The sequence below is a fragment of the Variovorax sp. V35 genome, assembly GCF_041154465.1.
In the GTDB taxonomy this organism is placed as follows: Bacteria; Pseudomonadota; Gammaproteobacteria; order Burkholderiales; family Burkholderiaceae_C; genus Variovorax; species Variovorax boronicumulans.
On record NZ_AP028666.1, the window covers coordinates 1017456 to 1033110 of the forward strand.

The 15655-nt window shown below is 68.5% G+C and carries 15 protein-coding genes; 12 read left to right on the forward strand and 3 right to left on the reverse strand.

The genetic code is table 11. The features are described from left to right. Window positions 1-16: 16 nt before the first annotated feature. Window positions 17-610: a YqiA/YcfP family alpha/beta fold hydrolase gene (locus tag ACAM42_RS04640; protein WP_159273879.1), complete on the reverse strand. Its 594-nt coding sequence runs from the start codon at window positions 608-610 to the stop codon at window positions 17-19. A gap of 291 nt (window positions 611-901) precedes the next feature. Between ACAM42_RS04640 and ACAM42_RS04645 the strand changes: the two genes are divergently transcribed. The 6 genes from ACAM42_RS04645 to ACAM42_RS04670 all read left to right on the forward strand — a co-directional run bounded on the left by ACAM42_RS04645 (window position 902) and on the right by ACAM42_RS04670 (window position 8161). Further along, window positions 902-1645: a response regulator transcription factor gene (locus ACAM42_RS04645; RefSeq protein WP_307635879.1), complete on the forward strand. Its 744-nt coding sequence runs from the start codon at window positions 902-904 to the stop codon at window positions 1643-1645. Window positions 1646-1651: 6 nt separating this feature from the next. Continuing rightward, window positions 1652-3487, forward strand: coding sequence for a sensor histidine kinase (locus ACAM42_RS04650; protein WP_369631258.1), 1836 nt, complete (start codon window positions 1652-1654; stop codon window positions 3485-3487). Window positions 3488-3522: 35 nt separating this feature from the next. Then, window positions 3523-4677 carry a rod shape-determining protein RodA gene (rodA, locus tag ACAM42_RS04655; RefSeq protein WP_062481224.1) on the forward strand — a complete coding sequence of 385 codons (1155 nt, stop codon included), beginning with the start codon at window positions 3523-3525 and terminating at the stop codon, window positions 4675-4677. A 48-nt stretch (window positions 4678-4725) separates the two neighbouring features. After that, window positions 4726-6186 (forward strand): metalloprotease TldD, encoded by a 1461-nt coding sequence (gene tldD, locus ACAM42_RS04660; RefSeq protein ID WP_369631259.1) that lies wholly within the window; start codon window positions 4726-4728, stop codon window positions 6184-6186. Between the two features lie 81 nt (window positions 6187-6267). Further along, a complete protein-coding gene (locus tag ACAM42_RS04665; protein WP_062481228.1) occupies window positions 6268-6807 on the forward strand; it encodes a hypothetical protein in 540 nt (179 codons plus the stop codon). 235 nt (window positions 6808-7042) lie between these two features. After that, entirely contained in the window at window positions 7043-8161 is a 1119-nt protein-coding gene (locus ACAM42_RS04670) for a 3-deoxy-7-phosphoheptulonate synthase (RefSeq protein ID WP_307635877.1), read from the forward strand. A gap of 11 nt (window positions 8162-8172) precedes the next feature. Here the strand turns inward: ACAM42_RS04670 and ACAM42_RS04675 are convergent, their stop codons facing one another. Together ACAM42_RS04675 and mpl are read right to left on the reverse strand one after the other, a co-directional pair. Then, on the reverse strand, window positions 8173-8682 hold the full coding sequence (locus ACAM42_RS04675) for a cupin domain-containing protein (protein WP_369631260.1): 510 nt from the start codon (window positions 8680-8682) through the stop codon (window positions 8173-8175). Then, window positions 8679-10091: a UDP-N-acetylmuramate:L-alanyl-gamma-D-glutamyl-meso-diaminopimelate ligase gene (gene mpl, locus ACAM42_RS04680; RefSeq protein ID WP_369631261.1), complete on the reverse strand. Its 1413-nt coding sequence runs from the start codon at window positions 10089-10091 to the stop codon at window positions 8679-8681. Before mpl ends, ACAM42_RS04675 begins: the two co-directional genes overlap by 4 nt. A gap of 101 nt (window positions 10092-10192) precedes the next feature. On the opposite strand from mpl, the gene ACAM42_RS04685 reads away from it, so the two are divergent. The 6 genes from ACAM42_RS04685 to ACAM42_RS04710 all read left to right on the forward strand — a co-directional run bounded on the left by ACAM42_RS04685 (window position 10193) and on the right by ACAM42_RS04710 (window position 15631). Continuing rightward, a complete protein-coding gene (locus tag ACAM42_RS04685; protein ID WP_062481235.1) occupies window positions 10193-10789 on the forward strand; it encodes a hypothetical protein in 597 nt (198 codons plus the stop codon). After that, window positions 10789-11349, forward strand: a complete 561-nt coding sequence (locus ACAM42_RS04690) for a TlpA disulfide reductase family protein (protein WP_062481237.1) — start codon at window positions 10789-10791, stop codon at window positions 11347-11349. Before ACAM42_RS04685 ends, ACAM42_RS04690 begins: the two co-directional genes overlap by 1 nt. A gap of 101 nt (window positions 11350-11450) precedes the next feature. After that, window positions 11451-11912, forward strand: coding sequence for an acetyl-CoA carboxylase biotin carboxyl carrier protein (accB, locus tag ACAM42_RS04695; protein ID WP_070060113.1), 462 nt, complete (start codon window positions 11451-11453; stop codon window positions 11910-11912). 2 nt (window positions 11913-11914) lie between these two features. After that, a complete protein-coding gene (gene accC, locus ACAM42_RS04700; protein ID WP_062480332.1) occupies window positions 11915-13264 on the forward strand; it encodes an acetyl-CoA carboxylase biotin carboxylase subunit in 1350 nt (449 codons plus the stop codon). A 20-nt stretch (window positions 13265-13284) separates the two neighbouring features. Beyond that, window positions 13285-14175: a 50S ribosomal protein L11 methyltransferase gene (gene prmA, locus ACAM42_RS04705; protein WP_070060112.1), complete on the forward strand. Its 891-nt coding sequence runs from the start codon at window positions 13285-13287 to the stop codon at window positions 14173-14175. An 82-nt stretch (window positions 14176-14257) separates the two neighbouring features. After that, window positions 14258-15631 (forward strand): DUF3426 domain-containing protein, encoded by a 1374-nt coding sequence (locus ACAM42_RS04710; protein ID WP_369631262.1) that lies wholly within the window; start codon window positions 14258-14260, stop codon window positions 15629-15631. The last annotated feature ends 24 nt before the right edge of the window (window positions 15632-15655 follow it).

The following is a 15655-nucleotide window of genomic DNA, read 5'->3' on the forward strand; positions in this document are numbered from 1 at the left end:
GGGCCCGGGGCGGACGCTAGACAGGGTTGATGAAGGCCATCACGTCGTCGAGGTGCGCTTTTTCGAAATCGGACAGCGCATGGTCGCCGCCCTCGAGCAGCTTGATGCGGCTGTCGGGGTAGCGCGCCGACATCTCGTGCCAGTCGAGCGCCTCGTCGCCCTTGGCGATGATCGCGAACAGGCGCTCGGGCCGCGTGAGCGCACCGATTTCCATCGCGCGCAGCTCCTGGATGAATTCGGGCTGGAAGTAGAAGTGCTCGGACGGGTCGTGCCAGGCGGTCTGGCTGCCGATGTAGCGCGTGAGGTCGCGCGCCGGGTGCACCGCGGGGTTGAGCAGCACGGCGCGGCAGCGGGTCATGCCGGCGACGTAGGTGGCGTAGAAACCGCCCAGCGACGAACCGATCACCGCCATCGATTTGCGCGGCCAGTGCGCGATGCCCTTCATCACCATGTCGATCGCATCGTGCGGCGACGGCGGCAGCTGCGGGCACCACCACTCCAGGTTCGGGTGCTCGCGCGCCACGTGCTTCGCCACCAGCCGCGCCTTGGTCGAGCGGGGCGACGAACGGAAGCCGTGCAGATACAACAGATGGGTGGTTTGCGGTTCCATGGGAGGAGGTGACTGGGGGTGCGCTGGTCGCGCCCCGTGGCCGGATTCAGACAATTTTGCATGAGGTCCGCGCCGCCCACGGCGCGGTGACCCCACAAATCCCTGCGAATCGGCCCATGAGAAGGCCGCGAGGGCGTGGCTGGAATTCGAAAGTATTCACGGTGCGGCCGCGCAGGGGGCGGCGGTGCGGCGCAAGGGCAGAAAGAAGAGACAAGTTTCGTGACGCATCTGGCAGGGGGCATCCCATGAACGAGGGAGGCAGGCCCCGCGTGGCGGTGGGTGCCCAGGCTTATGCTCCATCCCATGAATACCGAGGTACAGGATGACGGGATGCCACGCCGCTGGGGCGTGCTCGTGGTCGAGGACGACAGCCGCGCACGCGCCTTCTTCGAGGCCAGCGTGCAGCGCAGCCCGCGCCTGTTCTGGCTGGGCAGCGCCGGCACGGTGCAGGAAGCGCGTAGCTGGCTGGCCGCGACCGCGACCATTCCCGACGTGCTGCTGGTCGACCTCGGCATGCCCGACGGCACCGGCCTGGACGTGATCCGTGACGCCGTCGCGCGCTTTCCCGGCTGCGAGCCGCTGGTGGTGTCGGTCTTCGGCGACGAGGAGAACGTGCTGGCCAGCATCGAGGCCGGCGCCGTCGGCTACATCCACAAGGACGCCGCACCGGAAGACATCGCACAGACCATCGTTGAGATGAAGGCCGGCGCCTCGCCGATCTCGCCCATGATCGCGCGCCGCGTGCTCGCCAAGTACCGCAGCCTGCAGGCGGCCGTGCCGGGCACAGCCGGCGCGGCGCCGGCAGAGACGGCGCTCGACGAGGCCGACCGCGGCCTGCTCTCGGCACGCGAGCACGAGGTGCTGACGCTGATCGCGCGCGGCTTCTCGTACGCCGAGATCGCGCGCCTCAAGGGCCTGAGCGTGCACACGGTGCAGACCCACATCAAGAACCTCTACGGCAAGCTCGCGGTGCATTCCAAGAGCGAAGCGGTGTTCGAGGCCACGCGCCTCGGCCTGCTGTCCCACCCGGGCTGAGGGCGGATGCTGCGGCGGCTGGCGTTCCTGTGCCTGCTCGGGCTGGCGGCGCTGCTTGCCGCGGGGGGCGCCGCCGCAGGGGAGACGCAGGGGCCGATCGAACTGCGCCACGCCAGGGTGACCACCACCATCGACGGTGTCGTGCAGACCGAAGCGGTCGACCTGTCCTACCACTGGGACCGCCGGCACCGCGGCCGCACTGGCTTCGCGAGCTTCGAGCTGCCGTTCCGGGTCGAGACCCTGCCCGAGGTGCCCTGGGGCGTCTTCATTCCCCGCGCCGGCAGCGTCTTCGAGGTGCAGCTCAACGGCGCGCTGCTGCAGTCCTACGGCGACCTCGGCCAGGGCAACCGCGCCGACTACGCCAAGGCCCCCGTCTACGTGCCGGTGCCCGGGCGGTTGCTGAAAGAGGGCGAGAACCTGCTGCAGATCCGCATCCGCGCCGACAGCGAACGGCGCGCCGGCCTGTCGCGCGTCACCATCGGGCCGGCGACGCCGGTGCGCACCGCGCTGTTCGAAGGCGCCTACGCCTGGCGCTTCACGGGATCGGTGCTGCTGACCGCGTTCAGCCTGATCGTCGGCAGCATCGCGCTGGCGCTGTGGTTCACCCAGGTCGACACCGGCGCGACCGGCCGCCGCCAGCGCGACGCCCTCTACTTCTGGGCCGCGGTCGCCGAGTTCTGCTGGGCGCTGCGGGTGGCCGACGCCATGATTCCCGAGCCGCCGCTGCCCTGGCAGCTGTGGGGCGTGCTGATGGCCGGCTGCTACGCGGGCTGGGCCGCGTCCGCCATGATGTTCTGCTATCACCTCGCCGACTGGGCGCAGAGCCCGCGCACGCGCTGGGTGCGCTGGCCGACGGCGGCCGTGGTGGTCGGCACCGTGGTGTTCACCTGGCTGGCGCTGAACCGCGAGGAGCCGCGCTGGCTCACGGCCTGGCTGGCGGTCGAGATCACGATCGTCGTCGGCTTCGTGATCGCCTTTGCCGTTGCCACGGTGCGTCGGCCCAGCGTCGAGCGGCTGCTGGTGGCCGGCGCCGCGCTGGTCACGGTGGCCTTCGGCACGCGCGATTGGCTGGTGATCCGCCTGAGCGACGCCTACGGCGAAACCACCTGGGTGCGCTATTCCTCGGTGATGTTCGGGGTGGCGCTGCTGCTGATCGTGCTGCGGCGCTTCCACTTTGCGAGCGTGCAGGCGCGCGGCTGGGTCAAGACGCTGGCCGACCGGGTGGCGCAGCGCGAGCGCGAACTCGCTTCCACCTACGCCGAACTGGAGGAGGTGGCGCGCGACCAGGCGCGCACCCACGAGCGCGAGCGCATCCTGCGCGACATGCACGACGGCGTGGGCTCGCACATCAGCTCGGCGATCCGCCAGTTGCAGTCGGGCCAGACCAGCCCCGAGGAACTGCTGCGCACCCTGCGCGACTCGCTCGATCAGCTCAAGCTGTCGATCGACTCCATCCACCTGCCGCCCGGCGACATCGGCGCGCTGCTGGCGGCGCTGCGCTACCGGCTGGAACCCCGGCTGGCCGCTGCGGACATCGCCTTCGAGTGGGGCGTGGACGAACTGCCCCCTGTGACGCAGCTCGACGCCCATGCCACGCGGCAGCTGCAATTCCTGCTGTTCGAGGCCATCTCGAACGTGCTGCAGCACGCCCATGCGAGCGCGCTGCGCATCGAGGCTGACGCGCGCGACGGCGCCGTGCGCCTGCGGGTGATCGACAACGGCGTGGGCTTCGACGCCACCGAGGTGCCGGAGGCGCTGTCGAAGCGCGCCGCGGCCATCGGGGCCCGGCTGGCGATCGAAAGCCGACCGGGGCGCACGGTCGTTCAGCTCGTTTTCGACTGAAGGGGCGGGCGGGGCGGGGATAATCCGCCCCCATCATGTCTGCCGTGTTCAACCAGCCCTCCCTGGCGCGTCGCATTGCGCCCATCTTCCAGGGCTTCGACGGCTTCCTGGCCTTTGCCGTGATGCTGCTCGCCTTTGCCGGGCTGCTCACCATGTATTCCTCCGGCTACGACCATGGCACGCGCTTTCTCGACCATGGCCGCAACATGCTGCTGGCCGGCGGCATCATGTTCGTGGTGGCGCAGGTGCCGCCGCAGCGGCTCATGGCGTTCGCCGTGCCGCTGTATGCGGCCGGGGTGGCGCTGCTGATCGCGGTGGCGCTGTTCGGCATCACCAAGAAGGGCGCTCAGCGCTGGATCAACGTGGGGGTGGTGATCCAGCCCAGCGAAATCCTCAAGATCGCGATGCCGCTCATGCTGGCCTGGTGGTTCCAGCGCCGCGAAGGCCAGCTGCGTCCGCTCGACTTCGTGGTGGCGACGCTGCTGCTGGCGGTGCCCGTCGGGCTCATCATGAAACAGCCCGACCTGGGCACCTCGCTGCTGGTGCTGGCGGCCGGGCTGGCGGTGATCTTCTTTGCCGGGCTGCCGTGGAAGCTGATCGTGCCGCCGGTGGTGCTCGGCGCGGTGGCCATCACGCTGATCGTGGGTTTCGAGTCGCAGCTGTGCGTCGACGGCGTCGACTGGCGCGTGCTGCACGACTACCAGAAGCAGCGCGTGTGCACGCTGCTCGACCCGAGCAAGGACCCGCTGGGCAAGGGCTTCCACATCATCCAGGGGATGATCGCCATCGGCTCGGGCGGCGTGGGCGGCAAGGGCTTCATGCAGGGCACGCAGACGCACCTCGAATTCATTCCCGAGCGCACCACCGACTTCATCTTCGCGGCGTACTCCGAGGAATTCGGCCTGATCGGCAACCTGGCGCTGATCGCGGCCTTCATCCTGCTGATCTTCCGCGGGCTGACCATCGCGCTGAACGCGCCCACGCTGTTCTCGCGCCTGCTGGCCGGGGCGGTGACGATGATCTTCTTCACCTACGCCTTCGTGAACATGGGCATGGTCAGCGGCATCCTGCCCGTGGTGGGCGTGCCGCTGCCGTTCATCAGCTACGGCGGCACCGCCATGGTCACGCTGGGGCTGGGGCTGGGCATCCTGATGTCGATCGCGCGGGCCCGCAAACTCGCCCAGAACTAGAGTCCCCCGGGGCGGCACGGACGGGGGCGGCTGCCTAGAATGGCAGCCATGATCTCCCGCGAACCCACCATCGAGCGCCTCGTCACGGCGCAACAGCTCCTGCTCACGCCGTTCGGCCTGGACGAATCGCACCTGAGCAAGGCCCTGGCCGAGATCACCGCGCACCGCGTGGACGATGCCGACCTGTACTTCCAGTACACCCGCAGCGAAGGCTGGAGCCTCGAGGAAGGCATCGTCAAGACGGGCAGCTTCAGCATCGACCAGGGGGTCGGCGTGCGCGCCGTGAGCGGCGAGAAAACCGCCTTTGCCTACTCGGACGACATCTCCGAGGCCTCGCTGCTCGACGCGGCGCGCACGGTGCGTTCCATTTCCTCCGCCGGGCGCACCGCGCGTGTGAAGACGGTGCCGCGCAAGATCGCCTCCAGCCGCTCGCTCTACGGCGGCATCGACCCCATTGCCACGCTCGACAGCACGGCCAAGGTGAAGCTGCTCGAGAAGGTCGAGCAGCTCGCCCGCTCGCGCGACCCGCGCGTGGCGCAGGTCATGGCCGGCCTGGCCAGCGAGTACGACGTGGTGATGGTGGCGCGCGCCGACGGCACGCTGGCGGCCGACGTGCGGCCGCTGGTGCGGCTGTCGGTCACCGTGATCGCCGAGCAGAACGGGCGCCGCGAGGTCGGCTCTGGCGGCGGCGGCGGGCGTTTCGGCCTGGCCTACTTCACCGACGCGCAGATCGCCGAGTACGTCGACCACGCCGTGAAGGCCGCGCTGACCAACCTCGACGCCCGTCCGGCCCCGGCCGGCGAGATGACCGTGGTGCTCGGCTCGGGCTGGCCCGGCATCCTGCTGCACGAAGCCATCGGCCACGGCCTGGAGGGCGACTTCAACCGCAAGGGCTCGAGCGCGTTCTCGGGCCGCATCGGCCAGCGCGTGGCGGCCAAGGGCGTCACGGTGCTCGACGACGGCACCATCGCCGACCGCCGCGGCTCGCTCAACGTGGACGACGAAGGCCACGCCAGCCAGCGCAACGTGCTGATCGAGGACGGCATCCTCAAGGGCTACATCCAGGACTCGATGAACGCCCGCCTCATGAAGGTCAAGCCCACCGGCAACGGCCGCCGCGAGAGCTACGCCCACGTGCCGATGCCGCGCATGACCAACACCTACATGCTCGGCGGCGACAAGGACCCGCAGGAAATCGTCGCCAGCATCAAGAAGGGCCTGTACGCCACCAACTTCGGCGGCGGACAGGTCGACATCACGAGCGGCAAGTTCGTGTTCTCGGCCAGCGAGGCCTTCTGGGTCGAGAACGGCAAGATCCAGTACCCGGTGAAGGGCGCGACCATCGTGGGCAACGGCCCCGACGCGCTCACCCGCGTGACCATGATCGGCAACGACATGGCGCTCGATTCGGGCGTCGGCACCTGCGGCAAGGAAGGCCAGAGCGTGCCCGTGGGCGTCGGCCAGCCGACCCTTCGCATCGACGGCCTGACGGTAGGTGGAACGGCTTAGGACTTTCGGCACTTGCCGGCTGTTTCATTCGGTTGCTAAGCTGCGCTCCTTTTTGCGAACGACGAATCAAGGAGCATTTCAATGGGGAACAGGATCAATTCGCCCGCCGTGCTGTGGGCCGCGACCGCCGTGGTCGCGCTGGCCACAGCCGGTTGCGCATCGCGCGGCGGTTCGGGCAGCCAGCCCGCCGCCGCACCGGCACCCGCCCCGGCCGCCGCCGCGCCTGCGGCGCCCAGCGGTTCGAAGGCCGGCATGGACGCACGCGGCAACGTGGTCGATTCTTCCAAGGTCGAGGCCGGTAGCGGCCGCACCGTCAAGGGCCTGAACGGTTTCGAAGGCGAGATCACCGGCAATCCGGCGCGCAACAGCAAGTTCACGCGCCTGCAGATCGGCATGAGCACCAAGCAGGTCACCGACCTCGCCGGCCAGCCCACCGACCAGGGAGCCTACATCACCGGCAAGGCCTGGATTCCCTTCTACTTCGGCAGCGACCGCCATCGCTTCGAGATGACCTACAAGGGCCAGGGCCGCCTGATCTTCGCGGGCGGCGGCATGGGCGATTTCAGCAGCGGCAACCTGATCTGGATCATTCACAACGCCAACGAATCCGGCTACAGGTAAAAACAACACCGACCCGGCCGCCTGGCCGGGTTTTTGTTTTCCGTGCTACATTCCGCCCACATGTCCGCCCTCCGCGCTTACTTTTTTGCCTACTTTTGGTTCCCGGTTTCCGGCGGACGAGAGGCGAGCGCGTAAAGCAAACGAACACCCTCCCAGAACCGCCGGTGGCTTCCAGCCCCCGGCGGTTTTTTTATGCCCTGACGATTTTTCATTCACACCAACAAGGAAGAGAACCATGAGCACGAACACCCCTCCCACCGGCGACAGCTGGTATGCGAGCGTCGAAAAAACCAGCAAGACCGACGACGAACGCATCAAGGACATCAACGTGCTCCCCCCTCCCGAACATCTGATCCGCTTCTTCCCGATCCGCGGCACGCCGATCGAAACGCTGATCACCGGCACCCGCCGCGGCATCCACAACATCATGGCCGGCAAGGACGACCGGCTGCTGGTGATCATGGGCCCGTGTTCGATCCACGACCCGGCCGCGGCCCTCGAATACGCCCGCCGCCTCAAGGCCGAGCGCGACAAGTACGCCGGCACGCTGGAGATCGTGATGCGCGTGTACTTCGAGAAGCCGCGCACCACGGTCGGCTGGAAGGGGCTCATCAACGACCCGTACCTGGACGAGAGCTACCGCATCGACGAAGGCCTGCGCATCGCGCGCCAGCTGCTCATCGACATCAACCGCCTGGGCCTGCCGGCGGGCAGCGAGTTCCTCGACGTGATCTCGCCGCAGTACATCGGCGACCTGATCGCCTGGGGCGCCATCGGTGCGCGCACCACCGAAAGCCAGGTGCACCGCGAACTGGCCTCGGGGCTGTCGGCACCCATCGGCTTCAAGAACGGCACCGACGGCAACATCCGCATCGCCACCGACGCCATCCAGGCCGCGGCGCGCGGCCACCACTTCCTGTCGGTGCACAAGAACGGCCAGGTCGCGATCGTGCAGACCAACGGCAACCGCGACTGCCACGTGATCCTGCGCGGCGGCAAGACGCCGAACTACGACGCCGCCAGCGTCGAAGCGGCCTGCAAGGACCTCGAAGCCGCCAAGCTGCCGCCCACGCTCATGGTCGACTGCAGCCACGCCAACAGCTCCAAGCAGCACCAGAAGCAGATCGACGTGGCCAAGGACATCGCTGGCCAGATCGCCGGCGGTTCGAAGCGCGTGTTCGGCGTGATGATCGAAAGCCACCTGCAGGCGGGCGCCCAGAAGTTCACGCCGGGCAAGGACCAGCTGTCGGGCCTGGAGTACGGCAAGAGCATCACCGATGCGTGCATCGGCTGGGACGATTCGGTGCAGGTGCTCGAGACCTTGTCTCAAGCCGTCAAGCAGCGCCGGGGCTGAAGCGCTATTAGTTAGAGCATGCTGGCCAGGTCGGGCCAGTGGTGCCGCATCGACGCCGCCTCGTCGCTGCCCTGCGGCACCAGCGAGAAGTCCGCGAAGTCGAAGCCCGGCCCGACCATGCAGGCGACCAGCGTGTAGTCGCCGCTCGCGTGGCCCTGGATCGGGCGCGCGGCCTGCCACTGGCCGGCGGGCACCACGTGCTGCGGCCGGGTGCCGTGCACATCGACCGGGCCCAGCTTCACGTGGGCCGGCGCGGTTCGCATCGCAGCGTCGCAGGTCCACAGCGCCAGCGGCACGCCTTCCAGGTGCACCCAGACTTCGTCGGACAGCACCCGGTGCCAGCGCGAATGCTGGTGGACTTCGAGCAGGAAATAGATGCTGGTCAGCGCGCTGCGCGGCGCGCGGCCGTCAGCAGGCGTCACGCTCGCGGCCGACCGGAACACCTCGGCATACCAGCCGCCCTCGGGGTGGGGCTGGAGCTTCAGGGTGTCGATCAGCTCGCGCGCGCGCATGCCGTTCATGATCCGTGGGCGGCGCGCAGGGCGTCCAGCAGTTTCTCGTGCACGCCGCCGAAGCCGCCGTTGCTCATGCAGACGATGTGATCGCCGGGCCGCGCCGCGGCCACGACCTGTTGCACCAGCGGCTCGATGGCGCCGGCGACCTGGGCGCGTGCGCCCATCGGTGCCAGCGCGGCGGCCGCGTCCCAGTCGAGGCCGGCCGTGTGGCAGAACGACAGGTCGGCCGATTCCAGGCTCCACGGCAGCTGCGCGGCCATCACGCCCAGCTTCATCGTGTTGCTGCGCGGTTCGAAGGCCGCGAGGATGCGCTCACTTTGCTTGCCGGCGTCGTCGAGCTTCTTGCGCAGCCCGTCGAGCGTGGTGCGGATCGCGGTGGGGTGGTGGGCGAAGTCGTCGTAGACGGTGATCGCGCCGCCTTGGCCCTCGACCGTGCCGCGCAACTCCATGCGGCGGCGCACGTTGCGAAAGCGCCCGAGCGCGCGGGCTGCGTCGGCCGGCGGCACGCCCACATGGTCGGCTGCCGCGATGGCGGCCAGCGCGTTCATCTGGTTGTGCAGGCCCGAGAGTTCCCACTCGACCCGGCCGACCACCTCGCCGCGGTGCAGCACGTCGAAGGCGTCGTGCGTGCCGCGCGCCTGCCATTCCGTGGCCGGACCGCCGTCGCCGAAGCGGGCGAGTTCGCTCCAGCAGCCCTGGGCCAGCACGCGCTGCAGGCTCTCTTCGGTGGCGTTCACCACCAGGCGCCCGGTGCCGGGCACGGTGCGTACGAGATGATGGAACTGGCGCTCGATGGCGGCCAGATCGTCGAAGATGTCGGCGTGATCGAACTCCAGGTTGTTCAGCACCGCGGTGCGCGGCCGGTAGTGGACGAACTTGCTGCGCTTGTCGAAGAAGGCGGTGTCGTACTCGTCGGCCTCGATCGCGAAGGCCGGGCCGTTGCCCAAGCGGGCCGACACGCCGAAGTCCAGCGGCACGCCGCCGACCAGGAAGCCGGGCGCCTTGCCGCCCTGTTCGAGCACCCAGGCCAGCATCGACGTGGTGGTCGTCTTGCCGTGCGTGCCGGCCACGGCCAGCACGTGGCGGCCCTGCAGCACGTGCTCGGCCAGCCACTGCGGGCCGCTGGTGTAGGGCTTGCCGGCGTCCAGGATGGCTTCCATCAGCGGGAACTTGGGGCTGCCGTCGGGCAGGCGGGCGCGCGAGACCACGTTGCCGACCACGAACATGTCGGGGGCGAGGGCCAGCTGGTCGGCGCCGAAGCCTTCGATGAGATCGATGCCGAGCGCGCGCAGCTGGTCGCTCATCGGGGGGTACACGCCGGCGTCGCAGCCCGTGACCCGGTGGCCTGCTTCGCGTGCGAGGGCGGCCACACCGCCCATGAACGTGCCGCAGATACCCAGAATATGAATGTGCATCGGCCAATTCTAGGGAGGCGCTGCGGGTGCCCCGGCGGCTTCGCCCCGGGCGCCGTACTGATGTTCATGTGAGGGACGTCCGCAGCGGGCAAAATGCCCCGATGGACACGTCCAAGCGTGAAATCGCCGCCGTTGCCGCCCGACTCGTCGTCGAGGAGGGGCTCGAGTACGGCCCGGCCAAGCGCAGGGCGCTGCGCGAACTCGGCCTCCCGACGCGCACCGCGCTGCCCAACAACGACGAGGTCGAGGCCGAGGTGCGCGACTACATCGCGGTCTTCTGCGCCGACACCCAGCCCCAGGAACTGCACGCGCTGCGCCTGCTCGCGCTCGAGTGGATGGAGCGCATGGCCGTGTTCCGGCCGCATGTGGGCGGCGCCGTCTGGCACGGCACGGCCACGCGTTTGTCAGACATTTATATTCAATTGTTCTGCGATGATTCCAAGTCGGCCGAAATCGCCCTGATCGATCACCACGTGGACTACGAGCCGCGCATGGTGACCGGCTTCCATGGCGAGCAGGTCGAAGCCCTCAGCGTCCACGCGCCGAGCCGGGCGCTGGGCGAGGAAATCGGGGTCCACCTGCTGGTGTACGACCTCGACGACCTGCGCGGCGCTCTCAAGCCCGACGCCCAGGGGCGCGCGCCGCGCGGCGACCTGAACGCGCTGCGCCGACGCATTGAACAAGAAAAGGACCAGTAATGACTTCAACGCCCACACGACGCGGCATGCTGTATGCCGGCGTGGCGGCAGTCGCTGCCGCGGCCGGCATTGCCGGCGCCTGGTGGCGGGAGCGCAATGACAGCGGCGTCGCGGCCACCGGCGGCGAAAAGCTCGATGCCGCCATGTTCTGGGACCAGCGCTTCGAGCGCCCCGAGGGCGGCGAGCTGGCCCTGTCGAGCCTGCGCGGCAAGCCCGTGCTGCTCAACTTCTGGGCCACGTGGTGCCCGCCCTGTGTCGAAGAAATGCCGATGATCGACGCCTTTTTCCGCGAACACGGCGCCAACGGCTGGCAAGTGGTGGGATTGGCCATCGACCAGCCCAGTGCGGTGCGCAAGTTCCTGCAGCGCACGCCGGTCACCTACCCGACCGCATTGGCCGGTTTGCAAGGCATGGAACTGGTGAAGAATCTGGGCAACACCGGGGGTGGCCTGCCGTTCACCTTGGTGCTCCATGCCGACGGTTCGGTGCTGGCTCGTAAAATGGGCAAGCTTGAAACGACCGACCTGGACGCTTGGCGACGCCAACTTGTTCACGGTTAGAATTTAAATACACAAGCTGGCGTTAGACGCCAAACGCCGAAAATCGACGGTTTTCGGTCAAGTTCTTTCCTAAAGACCGGCAAAGCTGGCACTGGAGTCCCATGGATCTGCGCAAACTCAAGACACTGATCGATCTGGTGTCCGAATCGAATATTTCCGAACTGGAAATCACCGAGACCGAAGGCAAGGTCCGCATCGTCAAGGGTGGCGGTGCCGCCCCCGTGCAGTACGTGCAGACCCTGGCCGCCGCGCCCGCTGTTGCGGCGCCCGCCGTGGCCGGTGCTGCCGCTCCGGCCGCCGCGGCCCCCGCCGTCGAAGCCGCACCGAGCGGCCATGCCGTGAAGTCGCCGATGGTCGGCACCTTCTACCGTTCGTCCAGCCCGGGCGCCGCGGCCTTCGTCGAAGTCGGCAGCAAGGTGAACGAGGGCGACACGCTCTGCATCATCGAGGCGATGAAGATCCTCAACGAAATCGAGGCCGACAAGGCCGGCACGGTCACGCAGATCCTCGGCGAAAACGGCCAGGCGGTCGAATACGGCCAGCCGCTGTTCATCATCGAGTAAGCATGTTCAAGAAGATTCTGGTTGCAAACCGGGGGGAGATCGCCCTTCGGATCCAGCGCGCTTGCAGCGAAATGGGCATCAAGGCCGTGATGGTCTATTCCGAAGCCGATCGCGAAGCCAAGTACGTCAAGCTGGCGCAGGAAGCCGTGTGCATCGGCCCGGCGCCTTCGGGCCTGAGCTACCTCAACATGCCGGCCATCATCTCGGCCGCCGAGGTGACCGACGCCGAAGCCATCCACCCCGGCTATGGTTTCCTGAGCGAGAACGCCAATTTCGCCGAACGCGTGGAGCAAAGCGGCTTCCAGTTCATCGGCCCGACGCCCGACAACATCCGCACGATGGGTGACAAGGTCTCGGCCAAGCAGGCCATGATCAAGGCCGGCGTGCCCTGCGTGCCCGGCTCGGAAGGCGAACTGTCCGACGACGCCGCCACCAACAAGCGCATCGCCCGTGCGATCGGCTACCCGGTCATCATCAAGGCGGCAGGCGGCGGCGGTGGCCGCGGCATGCGCGTGGTGCACACCGAGGCGGCGCTGGTCAACGCGATCCAGATGACCAAGGCGGAAGCCGCCGCGGCCTTCAACAATCCGGCCGTGTACATGGAGAAGTTTCTCCAGAACCCGCGCCACATCGAAATCCAGATCCTCGCGGACAAGCACAAGAACGCCGTCTACCTGGGCGAGCGCGACTGCTCCATGCAGCGCCGCCACCAGAAGGTGATCGAGGAATCGCCGGCCCCCGGCATTCCGCGCAAGCTGATCGAGAAGATCGGCGAGCGCTGCGCCACCGCCTGCAAGAAGATCGGCTACCGCGGCGCCGGCACCTTCGAGTTCCTGTACGAGAACGGCGAGTTCTACTTCATCGAGATGAACACGCGCGTGCAGGTGGAGCATCCGGTCACGGAGTTCACCACCGGCATCGACATCGTGAAGACGCAGATCATGGTCGCCGCCGGCGAGAAGCTGCCGTTCACGCAGCGCCAGATCGAGATGCGCGGCCACGCCATCGAGGTGCGCATCAACGCCGAAGACCCGTGGAAGTTCACGCCGTCGCCGGGCCGCATCACCATGTGGCACCCGCCGGGCGGCCCGGGCGTGCGCGTCGACTCGCACGTGTACACCAACTACTTCGTGCCCCCGAACTACGACTCGATGATCGGCAAGATCATCGTGTACGGCGACACCCGCGAACAGGCCATGGCGCGCATGCGCACGGCCCTGAACGAGACGGTGATCGAAGGCATCCAGACCAACATGCCGCTGCACCGCGAGCTGATGGTCGACGCCAAGTTCATGAGCGGCGGCACGAACATTCATTACCTCGAAGAGTGGCTCGCAGCGCACAAGCGCTGAGTCCACGCGCAACGCCCTGTATGTTTGAACTCCGTCTGATGGCGCCGGAAGACCGGGTCGAAATGCTCGGCGATGCGCTCGACGCACTCGATGCGCTGAGCGTGTCGGTCGAAGACGCCGACGCGCAGACCGATGCCGAGCAGGCCCTGTTCGGCGAGCCCGGCATGCCGCCGCCCAAGGAGGGCTGGCAGCGTTCGCGCGTGATCGCGCTGTTCCCCGATGAAGATGCCGCCAACGAGGCCGCCTCGGTGCTCGCGCTGCAGGACTTCTTCGAAGGCTGCGCGGTGCTCGGCGTGGCGCCGGTGCCTGACCAGGACTGGGTGCGGCTCACGCAATCGCAGTTCGCGCCGGTCGAGATCACGCCCGAATTCTGGATCGTGCCCACCTGGCACGAGCCGCCCGCGCAGGCCAAGCAGGTGATCCGGCTCGATCCGGGCCTGGCCTTTGGCACCGGCACGCACCCGACCACGCGCATGTGCCTGCGCTGGATCGCGACGCAAGGCGAGGGCGCCTTTGCCGACCAGCGCGTGCTCGACTACGGCTGCGGCTCCGGCATCCTGGCCATCGGCGCGGCCAAGTTCGGTGCGCGCAACATCGACGCCGTCGACATCGACGAAGCCGCGGTCTCCTCGACCCGGCTCAACGCCGAGGCCAACGGCGTGCAGCTGAACGCGGGTCTGCCCGAAGCAGCCAAGGGCGAGTACCAGACGGTGCTCGCCAACATCCTCGCGACACCGCTCAAGGTGCTGGCGCCGCTGCTGCGCAGCCATGTGGCCGCCGGCGGTTCGCTGGTGCTGGCCGGCATCCTCGAGCGCCAGGCCGACGAGCTCAAGGCGGCCTATGCGCCGTACGCCGCGCTCGAGGTCAGCGACACCGAGGACGGCTGGATCCTCATGACCGCGCGCTGCTGAAGCGCGCGGCCGGGCGCTCGCACCGCGGGCGCCCCGGGCGCCTGCCTGCACGGCGGGGGCCCAACCCTACAATCGCCCGGTCATGAGCCTCGTCACGCGTTGCCCCGCCTGCACCACCACCTTCAAGGTGGTGCGCGACCAGCTTCGCATCTCGGACGGCTGGGTGCGCTGCGGCCGCTGCAGCCATGTGTTCGATGCCACGCTCGACCTGCAGGAGGCGCCCGACGGTGTGGTGTCCGCGCCTGCCGCGCCGGCCCCTTCGCCGATGGCTTCGATGGCCGCACTGGTGGCGTCTTTCGACGATGCACGCATCGACCTGACGGCAGTACAGCCGGCGGTCGAGGAGGCGGACTTTCTCGACGATGAACCCGAGTCCCAGGCGCCATCACCCGCCCCTCAAGAAGAGGCCGGACTGTCGACCGCCGCCACCAACGTCGCGCCGGCTGCGTCCCCGCTGCCTTTCGAACTGACGCTGCCCGCACACGGACTCGCCGCGGACGAGCCTTGGTCCGACCTCGATGCCGCCGAACCCGCATGGCGTCCGCCCGCGAGTTCGCTGCCGCCGTTTCCGAACATCGATCTGAACCTCGGCGCACCGCCGCCCGCATCGCCGCCGCCTGCGCCGCCCTTGCCCGACCTGCCGCGCAGCTCAGCGCTGCGCGGGCTGGTTGCAGCGACCGGTGAGAACGACGACGACGGCGCGGCCGCGGAGCGCGAGCAGGAAGAGAAGGACCACGACCAGCTCCTGATCCAGAAGGCGCTGCGCCGTGCGCGCGCCAAGTCGGCCAAGATCGCGAACGCCAAGGCGCGCGACGCGCAGCACGAAGAGGTGTCCGCGCCGCTGCCGGGCCCCGGCATCCGTGCCGAAGGCGAGCCGGATTTCTCGCTCTCCGCGACCTTCGAGGCGCCTGAAGACCATCCCTTCGCCGAAGAAGACGAGCCGGCCGAAAAAGCCACCGGCTTCTGGCAGCGCAAGGGCGTGCGCCGCCTGCTGGTGGTGCTGGCCGTGCTCGCAGCGTTGGTTCTCATCGTGCAGATCGTTCGCCACGAGCGCGACGGCATCGTGGCGCGCCAGCCGAACCTGCGGCCCGCCCTGTCGGCGCTGTGTCAGTACACCGGCTGCGAGCTCGCGGCGCTGCGCCAGATCGGCGACATCGTGATCGAAGGCGCGGCCTTCGCGCGCGAGAAGAGCGGCGGCAACGACTACCGTCTGAGCTTCACCTTGCGCAATGCGGCGACCGTGCCGCTCGCCATGCCGGCCATCGAACTGTCGCTGCTCGACACGCAGGAGCAGGCCGTCGTGCGGCGCGTGCTGACGCCCAACGACTACGGCGCGCCGGGCGTGCTGGCGGCGCGTGCCGACCGCGCGGCCTCGCTGCCGCTGACCCTGTCGGCCAGCGAGGCGGCGGCACTGCCGCCGATCGCGGGCTACCGCGTCGAAGCTTTCTATCCCTGAGCGGAGCGCCGACACGCGCGCCGC

What these genes read in the sequence shown, in the direction of transcription:
- ACAM42_RS04640 (WP_159273879.1), bottom strand. Translation starts at nt 610, where the DNA reads ATGGAACCGCAAACCACCCATCTGTTGTATCTGCACGGCTTCCGTTCG.
- ACAM42_RS04645 (WP_307635879.1), top strand. Translation starts at nt 902, where the DNA reads ATGCTCCATCCCATGAATACCGAGGTACAGGATGACGGGATGCCACGC.
- ACAM42_RS04650 (WP_369631258.1), top strand. Translation starts at nt 1,652, where the DNA reads ATGCTGCGGCGGCTGGCGTTCCTGTGCCTGCTCGGGCTGGCGGCGCTG.
- rodA (WP_062481224.1), top strand. Translation starts at nt 3,523, where the DNA reads ATGTCTGCCGTGTTCAACCAGCCCTCCCTGGCGCGTCGCATTGCGCCC.
- tldD (WP_369631259.1), top strand. Translation starts at nt 4,726, where the DNA reads ATGATCTCCCGCGAACCCACCATCGAGCGCCTCGTCACGGCGCAACAG.
- ACAM42_RS04665 (WP_062481228.1), top strand. Translation starts at nt 6,268, where the DNA reads ATGGGGAACAGGATCAATTCGCCCGCCGTGCTGTGGGCCGCGACCGCC.
- ACAM42_RS04670 (WP_307635877.1), top strand. Translation starts at nt 7,043, where the DNA reads ATGAGCACGAACACCCCTCCCACCGGCGACAGCTGGTATGCGAGCGTC.
- ACAM42_RS04675 (WP_369631260.1), bottom strand. Translation starts at nt 8,682, where the DNA reads ATGAACGGCATGCGCGCGCGCGAGCTGATCGACACCCTGAAGCTCCAG.
- mpl (WP_369631261.1), bottom strand. Translation starts at nt 10,091, where the DNA reads ATGCACATTCATATTCTGGGTATCTGCGGCACGTTCATGGGCGGTGTG.
- ACAM42_RS04685 (WP_062481235.1), top strand. Translation starts at nt 10,193, where the DNA reads ATGGACACGTCCAAGCGTGAAATCGCCGCCGTTGCCGCCCGACTCGTC.
- ACAM42_RS04690 (WP_062481237.1), top strand. Translation starts at nt 10,789, where the DNA reads ATGACTTCAACGCCCACACGACGCGGCATGCTGTATGCCGGCGTGGCG.
- accB (WP_070060113.1), top strand. Translation starts at nt 11,451, where the DNA reads ATGGATCTGCGCAAACTCAAGACACTGATCGATCTGGTGTCCGAATCG.
- accC (WP_062480332.1), top strand. Translation starts at nt 11,915, where the DNA reads ATGTTCAAGAAGATTCTGGTTGCAAACCGGGGGGAGATCGCCCTTCGG.
- prmA (WP_070060112.1), top strand. Translation starts at nt 13,285, where the DNA reads ATGTTTGAACTCCGTCTGATGGCGCCGGAAGACCGGGTCGAAATGCTC.
- ACAM42_RS04710 (WP_369631262.1), top strand. Translation starts at nt 14,258, where the DNA reads ATGAGCCTCGTCACGCGTTGCCCCGCCTGCACCACCACCTTCAAGGTG.